The sequence below is a fragment of the Candidatus Brocadia sinica JPN1 genome (assembly GCF_000949635.1).
In the GTDB taxonomy this organism is placed as follows: Bacteria; Planctomycetota; Brocadiia; order Brocadiales; family Brocadiaceae; genus Brocadia; species Brocadia sinica.
On sequence record NZ_BAFN01000001.1, the window covers coordinates 3,282,065 to 3,307,943 of the forward strand.

Consider the following 25,879-nt stretch of genomic DNA (forward strand, 5'->3'; position numbering starts at 1 on the left):
TATGACAAACCATACCGTTATTCTGGTTATTGACGATAAGGAAGAACATGCAATCGCAACAGCAGAGGCATTACAGAAGGTGGGATATAAGTGTCTTGTTGCTACCAGTGGAAGAGAGGGATTAAAGGCCATAGAAACAGGCGGGGTGGATATTGTTGTAACTGATTTAGTTATGCATGGCATCGATGGACTGCAAATACTCAAAACAACAAAGGAAAGATTGCCTGAAGCCGAGGTCATTTTAATCACAGGGTATGGTACGGTTGAAACGGCGGTAGATGCCATGCAGAAGGGAGCTGCCACGTACCTTTTGAAACCTATTAATATTAATCATTTGCGTGCAGAAGTGGGTAAACTCGTTGAGAAACAAGGGCTTGTAAGAAGCAACAGGGAACTTCATAAACAACTTGACGAGAGGTTCGGACTCTCTGGTATTATTGGCAATAGCCCAAAGATGCAAAAGGTATTAAACATCGTCAAACAAATCTCCGCTACCACTGCTACGGTACTGATAACCGGCGAAAGCGGTACCGGTAAAGAACTTATTGCGAAAACCATTCATAACAACAGCTCCCGGAAGAATCATCCAATGGTTGTTTTAAATTCTGCCGCCATTCCGGAAAATCTTCTTGAAAGCGAACTCTTCGGGCACGAAAAAGGCGCTTTTACAGGAGCCCTGTACCAACGGAAAGGAAAATTCGAATGTGCTCATCAAAGCACGTTATTTTTAGATGAAATTGGCGATATGCCACTCTCTACACAGGTTAAATTGTTACGGGTAATCGAAGACGGTGTGATTACCCGTATTGGTAGCAATGAATCAATCGGGGTTGATGTTCGTTTGATTGCTGCTACGAATCAAGACCTGGAAAAACTTATCAAGGAAGGGAAATTTAGGGAAGACCTGTACTTCAGACTGAATGTCGTTTCTATCAAATTACCACCCCTTCGGGAGAGGCTTGAGGATACCACCTTGCTCATTGATGCATTTCTCCGGGATTATTCACAGATGCACAATAAAAAAATCTTGTATCTCTCACCCGAGGCAAGAAAGATTTTGTATAAATATTCCTGGCCAGGAAATGTACGGGAACTAAAAAATTGCATCGAAAGTATGGTAGTGGTAAGCACGAAAGATATTCTGGGCGTTGAAGACATACCAGACCACATACTCCAGCGAAGTAATGAAGTATCTCATTCTCCAACTTTAGTGGCGGGAATGACTGTGGAAGAGGCAGAAAGGGAGCTTATCAAAAATACCCTTGTTACGGTTGGCGGGAATAGGGAGGAAGCGGCAAAGTTACTTGGTATTGGTGAACGCACCCTCTACCGAAAACTAGACCGGTATGGGCTCAAATAAAAGTTTGTGCTGCATGTGATGTTGCCATTTAGCATTATAAAAATATTCTAGACTTTTATTACTATGTTAGAAATTAAACTCTGCGCCAATTGCAAAAGAAGTCTATCGAAGAATGATATAGACTCCGGACATGCATTATATCAGGAAGATGGAAAGCTTTTTTGCAGAGAATGCTTAACCATAAAAACTAGGAAAGAAAAGGGGTACGAGGAAAAAGATTTTGTTCTGGAGGCTCTGTTAAACGAGGTAAAAAACATAAACCGTACTTTAACCTATGAACCTGCTTCATGGTTAACTATTTTGGCAGCTGTTATTCAGTGTTTTGTTTTCGGCTCACTCGTTTTTGCTTACCTTAATCGCAATAGCGATGTTCATGCGTATCTATTACTCGCTTTAGTTTTTCAGGTAATGGCGTTAACTTTTTTTGTAATAAAAAAATAGACAGAAAAGCAAGCAAAAATAGCTTGACAATAATTATCTTGTAATTATAATGAGCATTGATATTTATTTAACAATCATTACATTTTGAATGAAAGGAGTGTGGCATGAGTGTAAAAGTAGGACAAACAGCGCCAGATTTTACTATGCAAGGTCTTGTAGATGAAAAGTTTCAGGATATAAGTTTAGAGGATTATAGAGGCAAATGGGTTGTTCTTTTCTTCTATCCGCTGGATTTTACGTTTATCTGCCCTACAGAAATCACCGAATTTTCCAAGCGAGATAGTGAATTCAAGGCGCTGAATGCACAAGTAATTGGGGTAAGTGTTGACAGTGTATTTTCGCACAAGGCATGGTTAAAGGAACTTGGAAAGATTAATTTTCCCTGGCTCAGTGATATGACAAAAGAGGTTTCGAGAAAGTATGGTGTTCTCATCGAAGAGAAGGGGATTGCCTTGAGAGGCACCTTCATTATTGACACGGAAGGAAAAGTAAAATACCAATTAGTTCACGATTTAGGCGTTGGTCGAAGTATTGAAGAGGTTCTCAGGGTTTTAAAGGCATTACAGACAGGGGAGCTTTGCCCCGTTGAATGGAAGCCTGGCAAAAAGACCTTAGGCAAGGCATAATGCTATAATTGTTATCCAGGTTCTAACAGTAACCACAGACCCAAGAATTCCCGCAAGTTTTTCATGAAGTCTGCGGTGCAATGTTTTTATGGTTTGAGAACTGCTTCTTTAGAGGTACTTTATCATCTAACTAAATAATTGCTAAAAAAGAGTAGAAGTGACTTACTCTGGAGCTAGTGCTTAATTGCATAAGTTTTCGATAATACCTTTGTGCTGGAAGGCCTATATTCATCGTAAACGTCTTAAATAAGTTGACACAGAGGGTGTCAGTGCGAGTGATAGTGAAGCATCTTTCTCGTTTTTATTTTTTATCCCGCTTGTCTGGTCGCGCAAATTCCGTTGTAGCGCTCTTACAGAGCGCCACGGGACTGGTACTTGCATCGCCGTAAATCTTCCGTCTTTTCCCACTTCTTCTAGAGACGGTGTCGTAATTACAAAAGAAAGGAGGAAGGTATTCTTTTCTCTTATCCAAGAGAAAACGAATGCATCATATGCCCATACCGGGCCATCAGCTCCAACGTAATCCTCGATACCCTTGGGTAACAGTGCCATTTGATAACGATTGCCATATCGATATGCCATTGCCATGCCTCCTTTTCTAAGGTATATTATATCACATCTCTTTTCCCTTGCATTATGACTTTGATATTTTTTTAAAACAAATACCTCTCAATTACGACACAGTCTCCAAAGGGAGTGAAGGGGGGTTGTAAGGAAATTTGCTAAAAAGAGAAGATTTTACAAGATACTACTATAATGAGTAACTATTCACTTTCAGACATAAGCAACAGTACCAGTACAAAAAAAACAGCTGCCCTAAAATTTATCGTTTTACTTGGGGTGGTGAGCCTCTTTGCCGATGTGACTTACGAAGGTGCCAGGAGTATAAATGGCCCGTATCTTGCCTTGCTTGGGGCAAACGCAACGACGGTTGGATTTGTGGCGGGACTTGGGGAGTTGATTGGACATGGCCTGCGGCTTGTCTCAGGCTATGTGAGTGACAAAATAGGAAGATACTGGGCAATCACATTGTTTGGCTATGCCCTGAATATGCTGGCGGTACCGGCCCTGGCTCTGGCAGGGCGCTGGGAGTTTGCCGCTATGCTCATGATCACAGAACGCCTAGGCAAGGCAATCCGGACACCGGCACGTGATGCAATGCTTTCGCACGCAACCAGGGAGATTGGAAGGGGGAAGGGCTTTGGATTACACGAGGCATTAGACCAAATTGGAGCCGTGCTTGGCCCTCTCACCGTTGCGGGAGTCCTTTACTTCAAGAAGGGTTATGAGATAGGCTACGTTGTCCTGCTTGTACCTGCTATCATGGCTATAAGCGTGCTTTTAACGGCCCGGTGGTTATATCCTCAACCCCGTAATCTGGAAGTAGCTCAACCAGAATTAGAGACGAAGGGGTTCCCCAAAAAATTCTGGCTCTATCTCGTTGCAGTTGCGTTGATTGCCGCTGGCTATGCGGACTTCCCGCTGATTGCATATCATTTCAAAAAAGTATCAACCGTTCCCGATACCTGGATACCTCTCTTTTACGCGATTGCAATGGGTGTCGACGCCATTGCGGCGCTTTTCTTTGGATATCTGTTTGACCGCAATGGTATTTCTATACTGATTGTTGCCGCTCTATTCTCAATGCTTTTTGCCCCATTGGTTTTTTTGGGGAACTTCTCTGTAGCCATCATTGGAGTGACGCTCTGGGGATGGGTATGGGGGCACAGGAATCCATAATGAGGGCTGCTATTGCAGAAATGGTTCCCATAACCAGGCGTGGCACGGGATATGGTATCTTCAATACCGGTTATGGCATATTCTGGTTTCTCGGCAGCGCATTGATGGGGGTTCTCTACGACTTCTCCCTCATGTTTCTCATTGCATTCTCAGTTGTGACACAGCTTGCCTCGGTTCCATTGCTCCTGTTGGTCAGAAAAAAACCCGGATAATTATCTATTAATTTATCAAGTCTATGTTCCTGATGGAATATACAGCTAAACTTCCCCCTACCCTGACAGCAGCTTACTCCTCATATGGTCCGAGGAATCGTTCGCCGTTAAAATGGATCAAATGTGTGGGGGTTTCAGCAATCCAGACTTCCGTTTCCCAAGAAATTTCGTCGAGGTATTTTATCATGGCTTTTCGATCAAGAAAAGCCGTCACATACACTATACCAACTTTTGATCCAGCAAACAGCGTCTTTAATTCTTGCCTACGCTTCGGGTTTACGGGACCGTGGCTGGTAACTGCTTCGATCAGAACAAGCCAGTTCTTCTCAACGTGATGCACCACGACGTCCGGCATCTTTCCATGTTCTTCTATCTCAATAGCTAACTCCTTAAGCGCATTGGAATCGAAATATGCCCATTTCGTCTCCGTGTCGCCTACGTATATTATACGTCCCCCTGGGGTAAAAAGCGGACAAAAATCGTCTATGATCTTTTTAATCAATATATTCTGGCCACCCGGCGAAAGACTGACCTCTCGGCCATTTGATAGTTTAACAGGAATCCGCCGCATATCTCGCTCTCGCGCATAGAGATTCTTCAAAGTCTTGACCGCATGCAGATACGAGCGCAAATGGCTACCCCAAGCTGGCCTCCCAAACTCCCGAAACAGCTTCAATACGGAAGGCTCTATCTGGTAGACCGCTTGGGGGCTATTTGTCGGTCTCAAAGGCTTATCAGGATTAGGCACAATCATTCCCGCCTGCATAAATTGATGAACCGTCTGTCGGCGTACCGTCTCCCTGGTATTTGGTGCGTATCGCTTGCCATAATGCACAGCAAAGAACTCCATCATGGGTGTAATGCCAATTAATGGGTCGCTTGCGCTCTCCCACGCATCGTTAGGCTTGAGGTTCAACAGCGAAAGAAGTGTCAATGCTGAACGCTCATTCTGCTGCTGTCGAGGAAAACCAAGCATTTTTAATATCTCCAGTGCTTCCTTGATTTTTCGTTCGGCCTTCTTTGTGTCGATTTTTTTAGCCATTGATACCGCATTCCTTTTCCAATATCTCGTCTACCATTGCCTGATCTGGCATTTGATGTTTTATGTGAGCACCGAGCCTCAGCAGTTGTTCGTGAGAAGGATAACGCATCTTTCTCAGGTCAGTGGCGTTGACCTGTGTATGTCCACTGAAAAGGCGAAAGTACTGATCGAAGAGCGAAGAATTTAGATATAAAGCCAGCCCTCTCGCTAAATTTGCCGATAAGCCTTTACCTTTCGCATGAAAATAATTAAGATGGTTCTCAAAACCGATAAGCGCAGCTTCAACCCTGTTGGGGTCGTATATCGCAGCCACGACACGGCGTGGCTCCTCCTTTGTCGAGAAACGCTTTGTGAGAACATAGTATCCTGCCGGTAACAGTAAATCCATTGTCTGTGGCGAAACTGCAATAGCATTTGGCTTTTTTCCTGATTCATCGGGCCAACTTACGAAGCCAGACACAAAGTGGCAAGGATATATAAGCGGAGATGTCCCCTCTTTCGGTAAATAGCGGAGGTATTCCTGAGCGCGAAAGTCCACAACTCTCCCTGTTGAGACATCCACCCCAAGTATGACGAGCGAAGTCGTAAATGCCTCCATCTTCTCCATCAGGCGGTCGTCGGTATCGTTCAATACAAGATGAATGAAGGCATCGCGGTCGCCTGGTAAAATAACGTGATCGTATGGAACAGAGCGACTCCTTGATTTGTCAAAGTCCGCACCTTCGGACGACGAGACTATTAATCGCTCCGGTTTTCGTCCACCCCGAATCATATGATAGATCACATTTTCCTGAAGCACATCGTCATCCCTGAATGCCTTATTGCGTGACCCAAACACATGAATACGATGTAAGCTCATCATATTCAGCAGATTAATCCTAAACCGGCGGAAGTACGGCCCATTACAGAAACTTCGGGGCGTAATCGCTACCAATTCGCCTCCAGGCTCAAGCAACTTAGCGGATAGCCATACAAACGCAGCATAAAGATTTGACACCCCAAACCCTGCCGCATCGAGCAATTGGCGCGTTGCCGATTCCCCGATGATCTTCTTGTAAGGTGGATTGAGTATTACATGAGTGAAACGCTCCCTATGAACAGCAAACAGGCGTCCTTCTGCCTGCGCTATGGCCGCCGCAATAAAGTCCTCCACCCGTATTTCCCCCTGAAAGGGAATGCCAGCTCTCTGGCAGGTCGATTTGCACCATTCCATTGTTTCTTTCAGGTACGGCAATATCTTCTGATCGTTCTCGTATGCAACCACATGAATCGAAAGCGGACGATAATTCCTCGAAACCATTGTCTCTACACACGCCGCAAACAGAGCCCCCAACCCTGCACCTGCATCCAGGATTCGCACGTGTTCTCTCTCACGCTCAAACAATGATGCCATAAACCGCGCAATCCTGGCAGGTGTCAGGAACTGGCCAATCCTTGAGCGTTCTAGTCGGCAGCTACTGCCGTTCACTGAGTTGCGAACACTATCGAGAATGCTTGTTAATTCAACAGTCATAATAAATGGTTTTATCGTCTATCTTTTTCCTCTGGCCTAATACCCAAAAACAGGGATGCTGTATAGTGTTTGCTGGGTTTTCTTGTTAGTCAATAATTTCCTCTATGTTTGTTAGTTTTGCCACTATGTCCACATGATCACCGTTAACATATTCTTTAGAGATACAACATTTTTTAAATTTCTTTCCACTTCCACAATAACATGGGCTGTTCCTTTCCTTCTTTTGAAACTCATGGTTTTTGACTTTCTTCTTACTAAATTGCAATTCTCCAAAGTCAAATGGTTGTAAATTGTTTGTCGTAATTAATTCTGATAAAAAACGTATCAGCTTAAATTGTTTCCCGTTGTCATCGTATACCACTACACAGCGCTTATCTGCTGGATGTTTAACCATAGCGACATGATCTGTCTCGATAATATTGTGAGCAATTCCATACGCCATCTGACCTTGATATAACTCTCCTCTGGTGTGAGGACAATCGAAAGTGTCTATGTCCCTTCCACAGATGCTACACTCGAACCTCTCCACAGTAATCCCGACACTACAGAAAACATTGTATGGATATAATTTCTCCAATTCTAGTAGTTGGTTCTCAAAAAAACTTATGGTTTGGTTTGTATTTCGACTCGAGAACTTTTTTACCTGCCTTAGTTGATCGAGGGCGTCCTGAAGGAAATTCCAGGAGGAAGAAAATTCCATCTTAATGATTTTCATCCACAGATCGCAGTACGAAGACAGCATATCAACGAATCTGCTCAACACGTAAAATTCATTGAGTACTTCCTCGTGACTCGATTTATATTCCTTTTTTGCGATCGTTAAATTGTTTTTCAGTTGATCAATTTGTTCTCTACACTCTTGAAAACTCAAGTGGTTCAAGAAATACAAGAACTTCTTAATGGATGGTTTTGATTTTCTATACAGAGATTCTACTTCAGATGTGATGAACATTTACTTGTCCATGAACTTGTTCAAATCGAATTGTTTGATGGCTTTTTGCAATCCATCGACATCACCTTCAAAATGGAACTTTTTAACAACGCCTTCTTGTTTATCTTCATACATGGCTTCCAAATGAATCCGTCCTTTCTCTCCTCGTAATGCCCCTTTCATTCGGTCATAAACGTAATTTGTAACGAGATTAAGATAAAAGGGGAGAGCAACGTCTTGGGCAAGAAAAACAAACGGTAGCCAAAAATCGTTAGACTTCAACACTAACCGCTTATCAGCTTTACGCACTTCGACATTTAGTTCTGGTTTGTTTTTCCGCAACCATTTTGAAAAATCGCCAGCATCAGGCTTTAATACCAGACCTTCGCATCCTTGATATTTTTCAGGAACAATCATAATTCCGGACAGGGATGAATTTAGAAAGTCCCTGAATTCTTTGTCGCCATCAATAATGACAATTTCACATGATTCTTTGTCGTCAAAGATGTCCATATTCGTAATACCTATCTGGACTATACTACCTCTATCTAGTCTTTTATTGCGGCAATAATGGAAATTTCTGTTGTAAATGTATAATAAAATAGGCTATTCTGTCAACAAGGTTTTAACGTCCGGGAATTTCAAACTAGCCGGTCAATAAGTTTTTTAATTTGTGTCTTGGGGTCTTTGTGGCGTAAGAAAATTACTGAAGGTCTAATTTAAGGGTAGGTATTAATCTATGTCAATTAATTTTAAAGGTAATTTCTCTGCTACTGCCATTGGCAGTCTTCCGCATACCGATATCGAAGCGGCATGTGAGCTCATGTTTAAATCACTTCCGGAGATTCCCTGTTGGCCTCAGCTACCAAAGCTAAGTGTCAGGGAGGATATGTGCATCCAATACACAGAAGGACTGCCCTGCGCTGTAATAAATGCAGATGGAAAGACGGTCAGTATTGACGTCTCTCAAGATACATCCGGCGCACTGGCAGGCTTCTATGAGGTGTATTTGAAAAATGACCCGGATTTGTTCAAGATAAGCCTTGAATGTGCTGCAGGATTTTATGCAATGCTGGATCGACTCAACAAATCATCCCAAACATCCTTCCGTGCACTCAAAGGGCAGGTGGTTGGCCCAATCACCCTGGCAGGTTCTTTAAAACTTTCAACGGGCATTACGGCCCTGTACAGCGAGGAATTTTTTGACGTGATCATCAAGTTGATGTCGATGAAGGCATACTGGCAGTATACTAAGTTATCCCCGTATGGTCTTCCGGTCATTATCTTTGCAGACGAACCGTATCTTACCAGCTTTGGTTCGGCATTTATGAACATCAGCCGCGAAAGGGCAATCAGTGCCCTCAACGAGGTCTACGAAACAGTTCAAGCCCATGGCGGTTTAACAGGCACTCATTGTTGCGGCAATACGGACTGGACCATGCTTATGGAATCTAAGGTGGACATCGTCAGTTTTGACGCCTATGAATTTATGGATAAGTACCTCATGTACTGGCGAGAAATACGGGCATTTCTTGACAGGGGAGGTTATCTGGCGTGGGGTATTGTCCCAACTTCTCCTAAGGTAATGAACGTCTCGCTCAATGATCTGATAAAAAAACTGGATGAAGGTATCAAATTTCTCGTTAGTAAAGAAATATCAAGAACATTAATTCAAGAAAGATCACTCGTTACTCCCAGTTGTGGGGTAGGGACATTGACTATGGAAGAGGCAGAAAGGGTAATGACATTGACACACGATATTTCCTTAGCCATGAAAAATTCATTATAAAAAATCCTCAAGGATTTCTCAATCGCTCAGATCCTTCGAGATGGCAAGCTTTGGCGCTTATGAATTTCGACAAAGTATCTTATATAATGCCGTGAAATGCAGCATTGTTTAATAGGGGGAGAGTCATCTCCTTCGAAATGACACCTTTCTTTTTAGAAAGCCAAAGACATAACAAAATCAGATAATTATAATAATTCAGTATAACAATAAATTCTCAAATTTTGTAAAGAAGTATAATTGTGTTTTCAACATATTTCTATTCATTCTTGGTTGACATCATACATTTTACATAATAATCTGCTGACAATTGTAGAATAAAGATAAAAATAAATGTTGGCAAGAAGGAGGAATGAGACTTCCATGAACCCTGCCATCATAATCAGAAACGAGACGGACGCCGACGTCAGCACCATAACCGAGGTGACCGTTGCGGCGTTCAGAACTCTAGAGACCAGCAACCACACGGAGCAATTCATCATTGAGGCACTACGTGCCGCGAAAGCTCTGACCCTATCGCTGGTCGCAGAAGTTGATGGTCGTATGGTCGGGCATATTGCATTCTCCCCCGTGACCATATCGGACGGCACCATGCACTGGTACGGACTCGGACCCGTTTCAGTGTTACCGGAGTACCAGCGGAAGGGTATTGGCAAAGCCTTGATACAGGAAGGGCTATCACGGTTAAAAAAACTAAATGCCAAAGGCTGCTGTCTGGTGGGACATCCGCAATACTACAGGAGATTTGGATTTGAGAATGTTACCGGACTTGTCCACGAGGGCGTTCCGCAAGAGGTATTCTTCGCTCTTTCATTTGACGGGCACTTTCCGCAAGGCGATGTCATGTTTCATGAAGGATTCAAAGCAAATGGCCAACACACATTCACCGGACACGGCAGCGCCGGCGGTGCGCACCGTTAGAAATAGACTTACAATCCAAAAATTATTTAAAACAACAAATCGTCTTTACACAAATCTGTGCATCACATAAACGTCAACCAGGCCAAGTTTCTTGTGATTAAATGCCTTTGGCACGGTACCGACGATCTTAAATCCAAGTTTTAACCATAACTGTATTGCAACAATATTTGCACTCACAACAAAATTAAATTGTATTGCTGAAAAACCAAGTTTCCTTGCCTGTCTTATGGAATGATTTCCCATGGCCTTGCCTATTCCCTGGCCACGTGCATCAGGATGCACCATATAAGCCGCATTTGCCACATGGGCACCCAGACCCGGCTGATTCTGTCTCAGAATATATGTCCCGAGAATTCTATTCTGCAATTCAGCAACATACGTATGAACGGAAGGCGACATCCATAAGGTTCTGCAATCCTCTTTACTTGCCTTTGGGTCAAAGGCAAAGGTATCTCCCCTTTTCACTATCTGATGGAAAATATCCCAAACATCTTTAAAATCTGCATCCTTTGTCTTCCGTATCTTAATCATAGTTCTTTCGAGGTTTTATTGGTAACGTAAAGGTAAAGGTACTCCCTTTTTCATATTCACTTTCTACCCATATTTTTCCTCCATGTAATTCCACCAGATGTTTTGTAAGAACCAAACCAAGTCCTGTTCCTTCGTACCGGCGTGAATATGAACTGTCTAATTGAAGAAATGGTTTAAATAATTTGTCAATCTCTTCAGATTTGATACCAATTCCCGTATCGCTTACCCCAATTTGAACAGATTGTTCCGCCAGTTCTGCATCGATAGTAACCCTACCATTTTCAGGCGTAAACTTAACGGCATTGGATAAGAGATTAAACATGATTTGCTTAAATTTTACTTTATCAGCAACTATGGGGGGTATGTCAGCATGAAAATGTGTGTGTATACTGATGCCTTTCTTGCCGGAAAATTCGGAAATCGCATTTAATACCTCATCAATAACCTCTTCTAAAGAAAACTCTTCATATTTGAGCTCAAATTTCCCGGCCTCAATTTTTGAGAAGTCAAGGATGTTATTAATCATGCTGAGCAAGTGTTGTCCGCTACTATGGATATCATCTAAACACTCTTTTTGTTCTTTACTGAGATGACCGATAACTTCATCCCTTAAGACTTCAGCAAAACCAATAATTGCATTCAGTGGAGTGCGTAGCTCGTGTGACATGGTTGCTAAAAATTCTGATTTCAGTTTGTTAGCCTTTTCAAGTTCAATATTTGCCTGACGAAGTTCTTTTGTTCTTTCTTCCACTTTTTTTTCAAGATTCAAATACAAACTTTCCAAATGCTTCGATTGTTCAATCGCAGTTTTTTTGTATACGTCCAATAAATTTGTTTGAGTAGCTATCAATGACCTGAGCCTTTCCTCCTCCTTCATCTCGATTTTATCGCTGACAAAGATCTTTTCTGTTACAAAAGGCAATACCGCCATCCTTACATTTAAGGCGATGTTTTTGAACATATTTGCTGTCTCACGAGGAATTTTCGTTTTAGAAAATATAATCAACGAGAATAAATTTCCCGTAGGCAATATGCTCCCAAATCCTAAAACGGACTTGATTCCGTAAGGAACTACGAATCTATCCTGAGCAGGAATATAAGGACTTCCAAGGGCATTGGGTACGTGGAATACGTTGAAAACCTTGCTCCCTAACTCTATAATTAGTTCTGGGTTTGGATTTAGAACATTGGCGATATCTATTCCTAATTGGTAAATCATTTGGGAAATCATGGGGATTTGTTCCACGGTATGTTCACTCAACAAAGGAATAACCCGGTGTTCTTTGGAAAGCTTTGTCGAATTCCACTCCGGTCGTATTCCTACCGTAGCTAATTGAATTAAACATTTTATTCCTTGCCGGACAGGCTGCCCGTCTAATATTTCGTTGGCCAATTGACGTAATTCCGGGTCAAGACTTGCATAAGGATACGTCATGAAAAAACGGACCAGGACACAAGATTTTTCCCCGGTTTGTTTCTCAGTAAGATTGTCATAAAAATAGTGAACCATCAAATTAGCCAACTCTTCCAGGTTTCTTGCCTTAAGCCCAAATTGCTGTAAGGCATCTCCGCAGCGAGTCATGTCTTCTAAAATAAATTTTGTTAAATCATACATTGTTTTGCAAATCTACCCTATTTAAGGAAGGGAACGGAAGACACTTTTTCCAAGTCGTAAACAGGAAAAAGGTATCTAAAATCATATTCCGGCTGTACCTTTCATGCACATGTTCATAATACTTATCCAAAACTAGGTGAGTACTTCCGGATTTACACAGTTTGGTGGTTTCTGCCTGTTTAACACGGCGATGATATTCTCTGCGGCCATGAGAGACATTTTCGTCCTCGTTTCCACAGTAGCGCTGCCCAGGTGAGGCGCGAGGACGACATTATCCAGTTCTGCAAGTCCCGGCTTTAATTTAGGCTCCGCCTCATAGACGTCTAATCCTGCACCTGCAATCTGTTTATTCCTTAAGGCATTTACCAAAGCTACTTCATCAATTACAGCACCCCGTCCAGTGTTAATAAGATAAGCCGTTCTCTTCATCAGTGAGAATTCGTGAGGTCCAATCAAGTGTCTGGTCTTTTCAGAAAGCGGGGCATGAATAGAGATAAAATCCGACTCCTTTAGTAACGTTTCTAAGTCTACCCTTTTGGCGCCGAACATCTCTTCCAACACGGCATTTCTGCTACTTTGTGTCGTATAAAGAATCCTCATATTCCATCCCCGTGACCGCATGGCCATAGCCGTTCCAATCCTGCCGGCACCAATAATGCCCAGGGTTTTTCCCACGAGGTCACCCCCAAGCAGCATCATAGGTGCCCAACCGGTAAATTTACCGGCACGGGTGAGCCTATCGCCCTCAATAATTCTCCGGGTTATGGAAAAAAGCAGTGCCCAGGCCATATCAGCTGTACTGTCTGTTAACACGCCAGGGGTGTTAGTTACCACAATGACCCTTGCAGTGGCGGCCTTGACATCGATATTGTCATATCCCACGGCATAATTGGCAATAACCTTTAGATTTTTTGCTTCATTTAGTAAACGTACATCGATCCTGTCTGAAAGCATAGTGAGTATGGCATCCCTGCCCTTCACCCGTTCCAGAAGCTCGTTGTAGGTCAATGATCTGTCATGTGGATTCACCTCCACCGTTTGGCAAAATTTCTTTAATAAAGTAATGCCTTCCTCAGGAATTTGTCGTGTAATAAATACGTTCAATGACATCTACTCTCCCTTTTAAATGTAAAACACAAATCTTACAAATCTCATTTGCACACGAATCATTCACAATAATCCTTGTATAAAATCATATAATCTACAATTATTTTTATCGCCTCCGGGCGTAAATCCTGTTTAAGCGCCCTGTTTTCCAGGACTCTTTCAGTAAGTTTCCACACCGCACACCAATCTTCAGTAAGAACTATTTGCGCCTTTGCAAGGGCTAAAATAATTGAAACGGTAAAACTGTTTTCCATTGCCTTCTGAGCTTCTTCAAGTAATGGTATAGCATGCTCCGGATGAAAATAATTGTCCATAACCATGAGATAACCCAGGCAAAATGTTTCATCTGCACTGAGGAAATCAGTGTCTAATTCCAGAATTGATACATGATACAATAACCCCAGGTAGTACATGTACAATTCTGCATTATTCTTACCCTCAAATCTCCATGAAAGGGCATTAATTACCGCCGCCTTAGTATCTATAGGGTTCTTCGGGGAGGATAAAAATTCGGCAATTTCTAGACCCATTACGCCTTCCAGATATGCCCTTTGAACCATTTTTACATCCAGATACGCCTCATAAAATTTGGTAGAAGTAATCGGCGAATCTGCATAGATGACTGCAGGAAATATAAACAGCGATTTTAATAAAATGACCAAAACCAATATCTTTTTCATCTTAATCCTTTTCTCTTATAAGACTGTGTCGTAATTGGGGGTATTTGTTTAAAAAAAGGTCTTCTCTCTAGCGAGTGGGTAAAAATGAGCCATTTTTGTACTGAATTAGATATCAGGCAGCATACAGGTCAATATTTTGAGACGAAGATACTCTTCGTCTCGTAGGCCATAAGACCGGCGTTGAATGACTCTGATTTTGTTATTTAGTCCTTCGACAAATCCGAGCAAAACCTTATTTTCTAGTTTGCAGAAGGCGGCAATGCCATCCCAGTGGCGTTCGACCAGTTTTGCAAACTTCTCATAGGGTTTAAGCCGTTGCCATTTTAACGAGGTCTTCCAGTTATCAAAAAACTTTCTAGCCCAGGCCTCTGAGGTATAGTCCCATAACTGTTTGAGAACGTATGCTGTGTTCAGTCGTTTGTTAACAGTCAGAAGCGTCTTTAATACCTTTCTCCCGTCTATCGTAAGGTTCTCACGATGAGAGATATCCCTTGTATCCGGTTTTGATCGTAGGCTATATTCAATGACATGCAACAGGTGATAGTCAGGCACTGAAACAAGTTGTAAAAAAATATTTCAATCCTTATGACTATGTTGCGCTGTGGTCTATTCTAATCCACATTTCGTAAAGGGGGATAAAGATGTACGCCCCAAAACTCAGAATGAGGAGTATATTGGAGATGGTAAAGGTAATTACAAAGTGAGGGGATGCGTATCTAATAAGCCATGGGGCTGCAAGATTCAATATAATTCCCATAAATGAAACTCCATAGACCGTAATCTTTAATCCTTCGCGTGTATGCGTCATGGCCATAATACGGGAGAGAACAAATATGACGATGGGGATTGAAAAAATATGTGTGTGGGTAACCTCTAATAACTCCCGATAGGATTTTGGGAAAAACAATCCTTCCTCAAGTTTTAATCTGTTTTCTTCAGCCGATGGGGGGGTATCGAGTTCTTCCTCTTTATCACCACAATAGTAACGTATCGTTTTTTGCGAGGAAAAGCCTGTCCTCTCATAATAATTCAGAAAGCCAAGTCCGGTGGCAATGGCCATGATAGAGAGGAAAAAGTAAAAAAAATCTTGTTACTGATTGGAAGCGACCACATGCCACCCGACATTGTCTTCTCCTTCAACATGGGTTTTTTTGAATTTATCTGAGAAACCCCTTGTCATATCAATCATGAGTTTTCCATCCTTTCCCTCATATGCAATCATGGCATTAGCATCAGGCATATTCTTGATAAGCTTCAAGCCTTTTTCGGGACCTAAGACGAAGATACTGGTTGATAGTGCATCAACTTTCGTACCTGTAGGGGCTACTATTGTTACTGCAATTGTACCACTTATCGGTCTTCCTGTCCTAGGATCTATGATGTGGGAGTACCGTTTTCCGTTTATTTCAAAGAAACGTTCGTAATCTCCCGATGTGGCCGTTGCTTCATCTTTCAGTTCCAGATAACCCAGGATCTCATTTTTGTCCCGCGGGTGTTGTATGCCAATCTTCCATGCAGTTTTATCCGCAGGTGTACCGAGTACATAAATATTTCCACCAAGATTAATACAGGCATTGCTTACGCCAAATTTTTTTATGATTTCCAATGCCTTGTCTACGGCATACCCTTTTCCAATTGCTCCTAAATCAATTTGAGTCTTCGTGTTTTTTAAAAAGACAGTGCTTGGTTTTTTAGGGTCGTTATTCTTTTGTATTACAATATTCTTGTAAGAGATTGCCGGTAAAAGCCTTTCTATTTCTTTGTCGGAGGGGATATGCCCTTTTTCGTTAAAAAATCCCCATAAAGCAACGATCGGCGCGATAGTAATATCAAAGGCGCCATCACTTAGTTCGCTGTAATATTGTGATTGTTCAATCACGTCGAGAAGTTCTCTTTGGCAGGGAAAAGGCGATTTTGCCGCCTTTCTGTTTAATTGGGAAAGCTCAGTATTATTTTTATAGTTACTCATAATGCGGTCCATGCGTTCCATTTCATCCAACGCTTCTTCAATGGCCTTACCGGCAGTTTTCTCATCACGTGAATATACTGATACCTCGGCAAAGGTGCCCATGATCATGCGAGTTTGTTTCAATAGTTTTATGTCAGACGATAACTCTTCGGAACTACTGTTCGTTTTTTTATTTTGCTCCTGGTTTTGGCGTGCTTTTTGGGCATTGACCTCTTCGGGTGTCACCGTATATCCGGTTGCTAGTTTAATATTATTTACACTTCTTTTCTCGCTGAGGTAATATTCATTAATGACGGCAAGAACCTTTTTTACTCCGGCGCACATATACTGCACGGACATGGTGGCCCCTGTGACATTGATTATATCCTTATTTATACGGATCGGATTTTTGAGAGATTTGCCGATAAATTGATAAAGAAAACGTTTTCTGGCAATCTCTCCACCACGACTTTCACGGTAAACAAGGACGGCTACATTATTAATTTTTCCATTCGAGGTTACACCAACAATGAAAGTAAATGGGTGAAACTTTCCAATCTCCTCCGTAATAATTGCATATCCCTGGATAACATCTTTCTTTTTTCCAATATAAACCTTGAATCCATCTTCATAAAGTCTTCTGGCAAGAAGTTTTTCTAGGTTGCCTTTTTCTTCTGAAGTCATTACAAATTCATCAGTTACAATTTCATCACATTCAGGAAAGACAAGGGCAATTGCTTGTTCTTCTGTGAGATAAGTCTGTATTTGGAAATTTTCAGACGGTTCTATCTCTGCTTGAGACTTTGCCGTTCTCGGAATGAATGTGACTAGGATAACTGATACAGAAGAAAGTATTGTGAGTATGAAAAATAAACGTTTTGTCATCATAAAAATTTGATTGATTAAGGGGGTTCGTTTTTTATAAATCTAACTTTGATATTTTAGTAAATTTCTGTGATACACATTTGTCACTTATTGGGAAACCGGAAGATAATTCAATTGGAGCTTGCCGCGCTATTGTGCAATTTTCATTGGTTATTGAGGATGTTTTCCAGTTTTTTCAAAAATTCCTGTTCTATAGTACCATCCGATACAATACGATTCCACCGGTACGCCTGACTACCCCCAGGTGCCTTTTCTTCGATCTGGGTATTTATGGAAACATAGGTTTTATGCTGTCCTTCGGTTACTTTCACTAATAGACGATAACGTTCTTGCCATCTCCCCTCCAGGACTAACCCCGAAGCCTTTTTTGTCGACCAACCTTTAACCCATTGGGTCTTTAAAAAACCGTTTTCCTTATCTTTGATCTCAATCGGAATTCCTTCAGCCGACAGGAGTACTGCATCCCATACAGCATTCTTATCGCTATCGAAATATTCGGAAACAGATGCCATATTCCTATGGCTCCAACTTCTCGTAGCACATCCCGTGAAGGAGGCAGTGACTAGAACAATCGATAATAGCAGTATTATAATATTATATCCTGCATTTGATAATCCTTTGTAGTTCATAAAGATAAAAATACTAACAAAAATAACGATCTTTTACAAACACTTTGTTGAACTTCTTTGTAATTTACTTGCAATAGGTTGAAAAATAAATAAAATTTAAAACAAAAAGCCAATGTCTTGAAAAAAGCGACATTTTTTTATTATAAAATAAGATCGCTGAAACATTTTGGAATTATATTATTAGGGGGAATGTTTTTTGTCTGAAAAAACTGTAACAGAGCTAGAAAATTTGATATTAGAGATTGAGCATCGTATCGAAGATTTGGAAAATGCCTCCCTAAAGGATAACTTTGATAGGAGTGCGGAGGTAAAATATCTGAGAGAAAAACGAGAGAGGCTTCAAACGCGGTTGTGCTCTAAATTAACTCCATATGATATTGTCAAAATAGCACGGCATCCCTTGCGCCCCCTCGCGGCTGATTATGTGAATATGATGATGGATGATTTTGTTGAACTTCATGGAGATAAGCGTTTTGGGGATGATAAAGCGATTATTTGTGGATTAGGAAGCATTGGGCGAGAAAGGATCTTGTTTGTTGGACAACAGAAGGGAAAGAGTACAAAAGAGCGTATTGCATGTAATTTTGGGATGCCGAATCCTGAAGGATACAGAAAGGCATTGCAAAAAATGAAACTTGCAGAGAAGTTCCATTTGCCCATTGTAACGTTGATAGATACTCCAGGCGCTAATCCAGACATAGGAGCTGAAGAAAGGGGACAGGCACATGCAATTGCAGAGAATATTTATGAGATGTGTCGATTGAAAACACCAATTATTAACGTGGTCATAGGGGAAGGTGGCAGTGGTGGCGCATTGGGTATAGGTATAGGTGATAAATTTGCAATTTTGGAATATGCATATTACTCAGTCATTTCGCCCGAGGGTTGTGCCGCGATATTGTGGAAAAATGCTGAAAATGCACCAGAGTCTGCCAGGTCTTTGCAGTTAACAGCAAAAGATTTGTTAAATTTTGGAATAGCGGATGAAATTGTTCCAGAACCTCTTGGTGCTGCGCATAAGGGTCCTAAAGAAATGGCTGGCATACTTAAAGCGCGTTTACTTAGTTATTTAGAAGAACTAAAAGGTATTCCTGTTATCAGTCTTGTAGAAAGTAGATATGAAAGATATAGGAAAATGGGCGAATATTTAGAAGAGTAAAGCATGACGGTTTATATATTAATTTTGAATGTGTATAATTTCGGATATTTGAACGCTCTCGTTTTAAACTTAAGGATTTATAATTTTGATAATAATATAGAATAAGTATTTATATTTGCTGTAGTTATAGTCCTAGATTTAAAGAAAAAAGATTTTATGCTTGCATTTGTGGTTTTTGGAAGTATAATCTCTTTAGAAATGTGGGAGTTGATGAAAAAAATAATTTTTTTCTTGACTCTTTTTAAAATGTGTGTAGAATAACGTGTCTGTAGTAAGTAAGAGATGTTCTTTTAAAACTTAGAAGTCAAATGCGTGCGAGTAGTGAGGCTGATGTAAACAATTGGCCTTTGAGTTGAAAAAAGAAGTTGAGATTGCCAGGCATTGCTTGGCGCCTTTATAATATACTTATGAAGGGTATGATCTTGGCTCAGAACGAACGCTGGCGGCGTGGATTAGGCATGCAAGTCGCACGAGGGAGCGTCCCGAAAGGGGCGCAAACCGAGTGGCGTAAGGGTGAGTAATGCATTGATAACCTACCTTTGAGATGGGAACAACAACGTTCCAAGTAATTGGGGCTACCGAAAGGGTTGCTAATTCTCAATAAAAATGCTGACACTTTGGTGTCGGCAGTCAAAGAAATGGATCTGAAAAGGTCCATTTGCTCAGAGAGGGGTCAATGTCCTATCAGCTAGTTGGTAGGGTAATGGCCTACCAAGGCGAAGACGGGTAGCCGGCCTGAGAGGGTGGTCGGCCACACTGGGACTGAGACACTGCCCAGACTCCTACGGGAGGCTGCAGTCGAGAATCTTTCGCAATGCCCGAAAGGGTGACGAAGCGACGCCGCGTGTGGGATGAAGGCCTTCGGGTTGTAAACCACTGTCGGGAGTTAAGAATTGTAGGAATGCTAATAGTATTTCTACTTGACTAAGGCTCCGGAGGAAGCCACGGCTAACTCTGTGCCAGCAGCCGCGGTAATACAGAGGCGGCAAGCGTTGTTCGGAATTATTGGGCGTAAAGAGCATGTAGGCGGCTATGTAAGTCGGTTGTGAAAGCCTTCCGCTTAACGGAAGAATGGCGGTCGAAACTGCATGGCTTGAGTGCGGGAGGGGAGAGTGGAACTTCTGGTGGAGCGGTGAAATGCGTAGATATCAGAAGGAACGTCGGCGGCGAAAGCGACTCTCTAGACCGTAACTGACGCTGAGTGTGCGAAAGCTAGGGGAGCAAACGGGATTAGATACCCCGGTAGTCCTAGCCGTAAACGATGGGCACTAAGTAGAGGGGTTTTGATTATCTCTCTGCCGGAGCTAACGCATTAAGTGCCCCGCCTGGGGAGTACGGCCGCAAGGCTAAAACTCAAAAGAATTGACGGGGGCTCGCACAAGCGGTGGAGCATGTGGCTTAATTCGATGCAACGCGAAGAACCTTACCGGGGCTTGACATGATAGAAGTAGGAACCCGAAAGGGCGACGAACGGTATCCAGCCCGAAACTATCACAGGTGTTGCATGGCTGTCGTCAGCTCGTGTCGTGAGACGTTGGGTTAAGTCCCCTAACGAGCGAAACCCTTGTCTTTAGTTGCCATCAGGTTATGCTGGGCACTCTAAAGAGACTGCTGTCGTCAAGACGGAGGAAGGTGGGGATGACGTCAAGTCATCATGGCCCTTATGTCCCGGGCTGCACACGTGCTACAATGGTTGGTACAAAGGGATGCTAAACTGTAAAGCGGAGCGAAACCCATAAAACCGATCTCAGTTCAGATTGGAGGCTGAAACCCGCCTCCATGAAGTAGGAATCGCTAGTAATCGCGGATCAGCTACGCCGCGGTGAATATGTTCCCGAGCCTTGTACACACCGCCCGTCAAGCCACCCAAGCAAGATGCACCCAAAATCGCTGGCCAAACCCGTAAGGGATGGAAGTGCTTAAGGTGTGTTTTGTGAGGAGGACTAAGTCGTAACAAGGTAGTCGTAGGAGAACCTGCGGCTGGATCACCTCCTTTCTAAGGAATAAAAAAGTTGTGCTACTTTGCACGCAAAGACTTCTATGTTTTTAAAAATGTTGTAGTCTCTTTACGAGGTTCGTGGTAGGGAGAATAGGTGTTGTGCAAGTGAGATTGCGGGCCCAAAAAGGTACGAGCATGAGTTTTGGGCCTATAGCTCAGTTGGTTTAGAGCATTCCCCTGATAAGGGAAAGGTCAGTGGTTCGAATCCACTTAGGCCCACCACCCTCAAAAGATTCTAAAGCAGGGGATGTAGCTCAATTGGGAGAGCGCTGCCCTTGCAAGGCAGAGGTTGGCGGTTCGATCCCGCTCATCTCCACCACTTTAGGTCATAAGATATGATTTAAGGTGCGTTTAGTGAAGAAATTGATCTTTGAAAAGTGAATACTTAACGGGTAGCAATTTGATCCTCTTTGTTTAAAAGAGTAATAAGATAACGTAGAATGTCAAGCTACAAAGGGTACATGGTGGATGTCTAGGCGCTGAGAGACGACGAAGGACGTGGAAGACTGCGATAAGCTTCGGGGAGCTGTCAAACAAGCTGTGAGCCGGAGATTTCCGAATGGGGAAACCTACTATGGGTTAATACCATAGTATTGGTATCTGAATATATAGGGTATCAAAGGAAACGGAGAGAAGTGAAACATCTCAGTAACTCCAGGAAAAGAAAGAAATTTTGATTTCCTAAGTAGCGGCGAGCGAACGGGAAAAAGCCCAAACTGGCTGTGTGTCAAACCCTTGTGTGTTGCACAGTCGGGGTCGTGGGGATTGCATAAGATAGGACAAGGACTGTCTGGGAAGTTATAAATGTAATTTTTAGCTGAATAGTGCAGGAAAGCCTAACCATAGAAGGTGATAGTCCTGTAGGCAAAAAGAATTACACTTCCTTTGCAATTACCCAAGTAACATCCGTCTCGTGAAAGCGGATGTGAATTAGGGGAGTCCACTCTCTAAGGCTAAATACTACTCAGCGACCGATAGCGCACTAGTAGCGCGAGCGAAAGATGAAAAGCACCCCTGTTAGGGGGATGAAATAGAACCTGAAATCGTGTACTTACGAGCGGTGGGAGCACAATGATTCTATATAACATAGAATGGTGTGTGACCGCGTGCCTTTTGCATAATGAACCGGCGACTTACTGTGCATTGCTTGGTTAAGTCTTTATTGGACGGAGCCGCAGCGAAAGCGAGTGTGAAATGCGCGATTATGTAGTGCATAGTAGACCCGAAACCAGGTGATCTACCCTTGGTCAGGATGAAACGAATGTAAAAGTTCGTGGAGGTCCGAACGCACTTGCGTTGAAAAGCGAGGCGATGAACTGAGGGGAGGAGTAAAAGTCTAATCAAACTTGGTGATAGCTGGTTCTCCTCGAAATAGCTTTAGGGCTAGCCTTATGGAATTAAGCAGTGGGGGTAGAGATACTGAATGAGTATTGGGGTCCACCAGACTACCAAATTCAATCAAACTCCGAATACTACTGTTGTCTACCATAAGAGTCAGACTGTGGGGGATAAACTTCATTGTCAAGAGGGAAACAACCCAGACCGACAGCTAAGGTCCCTAAAATAGACTAAGTGATAAAGGAAGTGAGAGTGCTAAGACAGTTAGGATGTTGGCTTAGAAGCAGCAATCATTTAAAAAGTGCGTAATAGCTTACTAACCGAGCATTTTTGCGCCGAAAATATTACGGGACTAAGTCTATTACCGAAGCTTCGGATTTTTGCAATTATTCGTAATTGCAAAAGTGGTAGGGGAGCGTTCTATAAAAGGTTGAAGAGAGACTGAAAAGACTCTTGGACGAAATAGAAGTGATAATGCCGGTATAAGTAGCGATAATATAAGTGAGAATCTTATTCGCCGCAAGCCTAAGGTTTCCTGGGGAAGGTAAATCCGCCCAGGGTTAGCCGGAGCCTAAGTCAAGGCTGAAAGGCGTAGACGATGGACAACAGGTTAATAATCCTGTGCCACCGTAACAGCGTTGAGCATGGGGGGACAGAGGTGTGAAGGTTATCAAGTCCAATAGACACGGCTTGTTCAAGCCGGAGATGTTGTCTCAGGCAAATCCGAGACGTATGGCATCGAAGGTGAGTACGTGGGCGTATGCCCTTAAGTAACTGGAGCATCTTTCAAGAAAAGCCTCGTTTGCGAGCTGTTATGGTGTCCGTACTAAAACTGACACAGGTAGGCGGGGAGAGGATCCTAAGGCGCTCGAGAGAACCCTCGTTAAGGAACTCGGCAAAATCACTCCGTAACTTCGGGAGAAGGAGTGCCTCGAATAAAATCGAGGCCGCAGTGAAAAGGCCCGGGCGACTGTTTACTAAAAACACAAGTCTCTGCCAAGATTTAAAATCAACGTATAGAGACTGACGCGTGCTCGATGCCAGAACGTTAAGGGGATGGGTTAGTGTTCGAAAGAATACGAAGCTCAGAACTGAAGCGCTGGTGAATGGCGGCTCTAACTATGAGAGTCCTAAGGTAGCGAAGTTCCTTGTCAGATAATTACTGACGTGCATGAATCGCGTAACGACTTGGGTACTGTCTCAACGAGGGACTCGGCGAAATTGTAGTCGTGGTGAAGATGCCACGTACCCGCGGCAAGACGGAAAGACCCCGTGAACCTTTACTGTAGCCTATTATTGGGTTTTGGCACAGTATGCGTAGGATAGGTGGGAGACTGAGAAGTTCTGGCCCTGGCCAGGATGGAGTCGACGTTGAAATACCACTCTTACTATGTTAAAATTCTAACCAAATACCGTGAATCCGGTTTTGGGACAGTGATAGGTGGGCAGTTTGACTGGGGCGGTCTCCTCCTAAAGAGTAACGGAGGAGTCCAAAGGCTTTCTCAGTGCGCTTGGCAACCGCACGTAGAGTGTAAGGGCAGAAGAAAGCTTGACTGCGAGACCTATAAGTCGAGCAGATGTGAAAGCAGGGCCTAGTGATCCGGTGGTTGTGTGTGGAAACGCCATCGCTCAACAGATAAAAGGTACTCCGGGGATAACAGGCTGATCGCCCCCGAGCGTCCATAGCGGCGGGGCGGTTTGGCACCTCGATGTCGGCTCATCGCATCCTGGGGCTGGAGAAGGTCCCAAGGGTTCTGGAGTTCACAGATTAAAGCGGTACGCGAGCTGGGTTTAGACCGTCGTGAGACAGGTCGGTCCCTATCTGCCGTGGGTGTATGATATTTGAGGAGATCTGTCCTTAGTACGAGAGGACCGGGATGGACGTACCTCTGGTGCACCAGTTGTCGTGCTAACGGCATAGCTGGGTAGCTACGTACGGAAAGGATAAATGCTGAAAGCATATAAGCATGAAGCCTACTCCAAAACTATATATCATTTTCCTTTATGGATGAGAGACACCTTGAAGACTACGAGGTTGATAGGCCAGAGGTATAAGTATAGTAATATACTAAGCTGACTGGTACTAATTAGTCGAAAAGCTTGACTTTTTGTTATCTTGTTAGTCTGTAATGAAAGTATCGGTTGTTACCGTTAAGTTATTCCTGATTTTTTTCCGGTGGGCATAGTAAGAAGGAAACACCCGTTCCCATTCCGAACACGGTAGTTAAGCTTCTTACGCCGATGGTACTGACGAAAGTTGGGAGAGTAGGTTACTGCCGGGAATTATTTACATGAAACCCGTCCCGTTTTTAGGGATGGGTTTTTTGTTTGATAAACATAGTTTAGCAGACGATTAATGTTGCTTCTCATTTGTTATGCTCTCAGAAGAGGATAAATTTAAAGAATATCTTGAATCAAAAAATTTGAAATTTACACCTGAAAGGCAAGCAATACTTAGCAGGGTGTTTGCAAATCCTAAGCATTTTGAAGCAGATGAATTACTGGTTGATCTCAGGCTAAATAAGTTGCGAATTTCTAAGGCTACGATTTATCGCACGCTATCGTTGCTTGTGAAAAGTGGTTTGTTAAGAGAAGTTATCTTTGGTGAAAGACATGCACACTATGAACAGGTATATGGAAATGAGCATCACGATCATTTGGTTTGTAACAACTGTGGAAAAATCATTGAATTTATTGAATATAGAATAGAAAAACTTCAAGATGAAGTTTGTAGAAAGAACAAATTTGAACCGGAATCTCATCGTTTACAGATACAAGGGCTATGTGAAGATTGTACTAAAAAAGACGATAATAAAATAAAAAAGAAATAACCAATTGTGGGAGCGCTATTTATGTCGCAGGTATGTCTAATATGTGGTAAAAGAACACAGGTTGGAAATCAGATTGAACGAAGAGGGTTGGCTAAGTGGAAGGGTGGAGTTGGGAGAAAGATTACTGGTAAAACCAAAAGAAAATTTAAAATAAATTTGCAACGGGTAAGAGCGAAAATAGGTGGTACCATCAAAAAGATTAGAGTTTGCACCCGATGTATCGGTGCCGGTAAAGTGACAAAAGCCCTTTAAATTAAAACAGGAGTTTGAGATATATCCGCCTTCATGAAAATAGATAAAAAAGACATTGAATATATAGCCTCACTTTCCAGAATAGAACTTTCTGACCTTGAAAAGGGCGTGTTCGTTCACCAACTCAACAATATTCTGTCGTATATAGAAAAGCTTAACGAGTTAAATACTGAAAACGTTAAACCGATGGCCCACCCGATGAATGCTTCTAATGTGTTTAGAGAGGACAGATTAGAGCCCTCAATTCCTTCATCAAACGCATTACTCAATGCCCCTGCAGTAAAAGGTGTTTTTTTTAAAGTACCTAAGGTAATTGAATAAGAATATTAGTAT

The 25,879-nt window shown here is 42.6% G+C and carries 22 protein-coding genes, 2 tRNA genes, 3 rRNA genes and 1 pseudogene; 15 read left to right on the forward strand and 13 right to left on the reverse strand.

The genetic code is table 11. From position 1 onward, the window contains the following. The first annotated feature begins 1 nt into the window (after position 1). The 3 genes from BROSI_RS14975 to BROSI_RS14985 all read left to right on the forward strand — a co-directional run bounded on the left by BROSI_RS14975 (position 2) and on the right by BROSI_RS14985 (position 2,427). Positions 2–1,360, forward strand: coding sequence for a sigma-54-dependent transcriptional regulator (locus BROSI_RS14975; RefSeq protein WP_052564595.1), 1,359 nt, complete (start codon positions 2–4; stop codon positions 1,358–1,360). A 63-nt stretch (positions 1,361–1,423) separates the two neighbouring features. Then, positions 1,424–1,801 (forward strand): hypothetical protein, encoded by a 378-nt coding sequence (locus BROSI_RS14980; RefSeq protein WP_052564596.1) that lies wholly within the window; start codon positions 1,424–1,426, stop codon positions 1,799–1,801. Between the two features lie 104 nt (positions 1,802–1,905). Beyond that, positions 1,906–2,427 (forward strand): peroxiredoxin, encoded by a 522-nt coding sequence (locus BROSI_RS14985; RefSeq protein ID WP_052564597.1) that lies wholly within the window; start codon positions 1,906–1,908, stop codon positions 2,425–2,427. Between the two features lie 228 nt (positions 2,428–2,655). On the opposite strand, the gene BROSI_RS14990 is transcribed toward BROSI_RS14985, so the two are convergent. Further along, on the reverse strand, positions 2,656–3,009 hold the full coding sequence (locus BROSI_RS14990; RefSeq protein WP_052564598.1) for a hypothetical protein: 354 nt from the start codon (positions 3,007–3,009) through the stop codon (positions 2,656–2,658). 174 nt (positions 3,010–3,183) lie between these two features. Here BROSI_RS14990 and BROSI_RS14995 point away from each other — a divergent pair. Then, positions 3,184–4,379, forward strand: a pseudogene (locus BROSI_RS14995) (MFS transporter). Positions 4,380–4,452: 73 nt separating this feature from the next. Here the strand turns inward: BROSI_RS14995 and BROSI_RS15000 are convergent. The 4 genes from BROSI_RS15000 to BROSI_RS15015 all read right to left on the reverse strand — a co-directional run bounded on the left by BROSI_RS15000 (position 4,453) and on the right by BROSI_RS15015 (position 8,378). Next, positions 4,453–5,421, reverse strand: a complete 969-nt coding sequence (locus BROSI_RS15000) for a BsuBI/PstI family type II restriction endonuclease (RefSeq protein ID WP_052564599.1) — start codon at positions 5,419–5,421, stop codon at positions 4,453–4,455. Then, positions 5,414–6,934, reverse strand: a complete 1,521-nt coding sequence (locus tag BROSI_RS15005) for an Eco57I restriction-modification methylase domain-containing protein (protein ID WP_082059230.1) — start codon at positions 6,932–6,934, stop codon at positions 5,414–5,416. The genes BROSI_RS15000 and BROSI_RS15005 overlap by 8 nt, the downstream gene beginning before the upstream one ends. 85 nt (positions 6,935–7,019) lie before the next feature. Beyond that, positions 7,020–7,886 carry an SEC-C metal-binding domain-containing protein gene (locus BROSI_RS15010; RefSeq protein ID WP_052564601.1) on the reverse strand — a complete coding sequence of 289 codons (867 nt, stop codon included), beginning with the start codon at positions 7,884–7,886 and terminating at the stop codon, positions 7,020–7,022. After that, positions 7,887–8,378: a hypothetical protein gene (locus BROSI_RS15015; RefSeq protein ID WP_052564602.1), complete on the reverse strand. Its 492-nt coding sequence runs from the start codon at positions 8,376–8,378 to the stop codon at positions 7,887–7,889. It lies immediately after the preceding gene. A gap of 226 nt (positions 8,379–8,604) precedes the next feature. Between BROSI_RS15015 and BROSI_RS15020 the strand changes: the two genes are divergently transcribed. Together BROSI_RS15020 and BROSI_RS15025 are read left to right on the forward strand one after the other, a co-directional pair. Next, entirely contained in the window at positions 8,605–9,654 is a 1,050-nt protein-coding gene (locus BROSI_RS15020) for a uroporphyrinogen decarboxylase/cobalamine-independent methonine synthase family protein (RefSeq protein ID WP_052564603.1), read from the forward strand. A 360-nt stretch (positions 9,655–10,014) separates the two neighbouring features. Next, a complete protein-coding gene (locus BROSI_RS15025) occupies positions 10,015–10,572 on the forward strand; it encodes a GNAT family N-acetyltransferase (protein WP_052564604.1) in 558 nt (185 codons plus the stop codon). A gap of 45 nt (positions 10,573–10,617) precedes the next feature. Here BROSI_RS15025 and BROSI_RS15030 read toward each other — a convergent pair whose 3' ends face one another. The 8 genes from BROSI_RS15030 to BROSI_RS15065 form a co-directional block, all read right to left on the reverse strand. After that, on the reverse strand, positions 10,618–11,100 hold the full coding sequence (locus BROSI_RS15030) for a GNAT family N-acetyltransferase (protein ID WP_052565877.1): 483 nt from the start codon (positions 11,098–11,100) through the stop codon (positions 10,618–10,620). Continuing rightward, complete coding sequence (locus BROSI_RS20580; RefSeq protein WP_200891767.1) at positions 11,096–12,718, reverse strand: sensor histidine kinase; 1,623 nt, start codon at positions 12,716–12,718, stop codon at positions 11,096–11,098. Before BROSI_RS20580 ends, BROSI_RS15030 begins: the two co-directional genes overlap by 5 nt. Positions 12,719–12,850: 132 nt before the next feature. Further along, complete coding sequence (locus BROSI_RS15040; protein ID WP_052564605.1) at positions 12,851–13,828, reverse strand: 2-hydroxyacid dehydrogenase; 978 nt, start codon at positions 13,826–13,828, stop codon at positions 12,851–12,853. A 56-nt stretch (positions 13,829–13,884) separates the two neighbouring features. After that, a complete protein-coding gene (locus tag BROSI_RS15045) occupies positions 13,885–14,505 on the reverse strand; it encodes a hypothetical protein (protein WP_052564606.1) in 621 nt (206 codons plus the stop codon). Positions 14,506–14,610: 105 nt separating this feature from the next. Beyond that, the gene (locus BROSI_RS15050) at positions 14,611–15,057 is read right to left on the reverse strand and encodes a transposase (RefSeq protein ID WP_157842554.1); all 447 of its coding nucleotides are present in this window, start codon (positions 15,055–15,057) and stop codon (positions 14,611–14,613) included. A 37-nt stretch (positions 15,058–15,094) separates the two neighbouring features. Further along, entirely contained in the window at positions 15,095–15,565 is a 471-nt protein-coding gene (locus BROSI_RS15055; protein ID WP_052564607.1) for a hypothetical protein, read from the reverse strand. A gap of 30 nt (positions 15,566–15,595) precedes the next feature. After that, positions 15,596–17,341, reverse strand: coding sequence for an FAD:protein FMN transferase (locus tag BROSI_RS15060; RefSeq protein WP_082059231.1), 1,746 nt, complete (start codon positions 17,339–17,341; stop codon positions 15,596–15,598). 140 nt (positions 17,342–17,481) lie between these two features. Further along, complete coding sequence (locus BROSI_RS15065; protein ID WP_052564609.1) at positions 17,482–17,850, reverse strand: outer membrane protein assembly factor BamC; 369 nt, start codon at positions 17,848–17,850, stop codon at positions 17,482–17,484. A gap of 313 nt (positions 17,851–18,163) precedes the next feature. Here BROSI_RS15065 and BROSI_RS15070 point away from each other — a divergent pair, with 313 nt between their 5' ends. From BROSI_RS15070 to gatC, 9 genes are all read left to right on the forward strand, one after another. Then, the gene (locus BROSI_RS15070) at positions 18,164–19,126 is read left to right on the forward strand and encodes an acetyl-CoA carboxylase carboxyltransferase subunit alpha (RefSeq protein WP_082059232.1); all 963 of its coding nucleotides are present in this window, start codon (positions 18,164–18,166) and stop codon (positions 19,124–19,126) included. A 404-nt stretch (positions 19,127–19,530) separates the two neighbouring features. Then, positions 19,531–21,122, forward strand: a 16S ribosomal RNA gene (locus BROSI_RS15075). A gap of 147 nt (positions 21,123–21,269) precedes the next feature. Beyond that, positions 21,270–21,347 (forward strand) — tRNA-Ile (locus tag BROSI_RS15080). 21 nt (positions 21,348–21,368) lie between these two features. Then, positions 21,369–21,444 (forward strand) — tRNA-Ala (locus BROSI_RS15085). Between the two features lie 122 nt (positions 21,445–21,566). Then, positions 21,567–24,571 (forward strand): 23S ribosomal RNA (locus tag BROSI_RS15090). A gap of 64 nt (positions 24,572–24,635) precedes the next feature. Then, positions 24,636–24,745 (forward strand): 5S ribosomal RNA (gene rrf / locus BROSI_RS15095). Together the 16S, 23S and 5S rRNA genes with 2 tRNA genes alongside form the textbook arrangement of a ribosomal RNA operon. A gap of 93 nt (positions 24,746–24,838) precedes the next feature. Then, on the forward strand, positions 24,839–25,294 hold the full coding sequence (locus tag BROSI_RS15100) for a Fur family transcriptional regulator (protein ID WP_052564610.1): 456 nt from the start codon (positions 24,839–24,841) through the stop codon (positions 25,292–25,294). Between the two features lie 21 nt (positions 25,295–25,315). After that, on the forward strand, positions 25,316–25,546 hold the full coding sequence (gene rpmB, locus BROSI_RS15105; RefSeq protein WP_052565883.1) for a 50S ribosomal protein L28: 231 nt from the start codon (positions 25,316–25,318) through the stop codon (positions 25,544–25,546). A 33-nt stretch (positions 25,547–25,579) separates the two neighbouring features. Then, entirely contained in the window at positions 25,580–25,867 is a 288-nt protein-coding gene (gene gatC / locus BROSI_RS15110; RefSeq protein ID WP_052564611.1) for an Asp-tRNA(Asn)/Glu-tRNA(Gln) amidotransferase subunit GatC, read from the forward strand. The last annotated feature ends 12 nt before the right edge of the window (positions 25,868–25,879 follow it).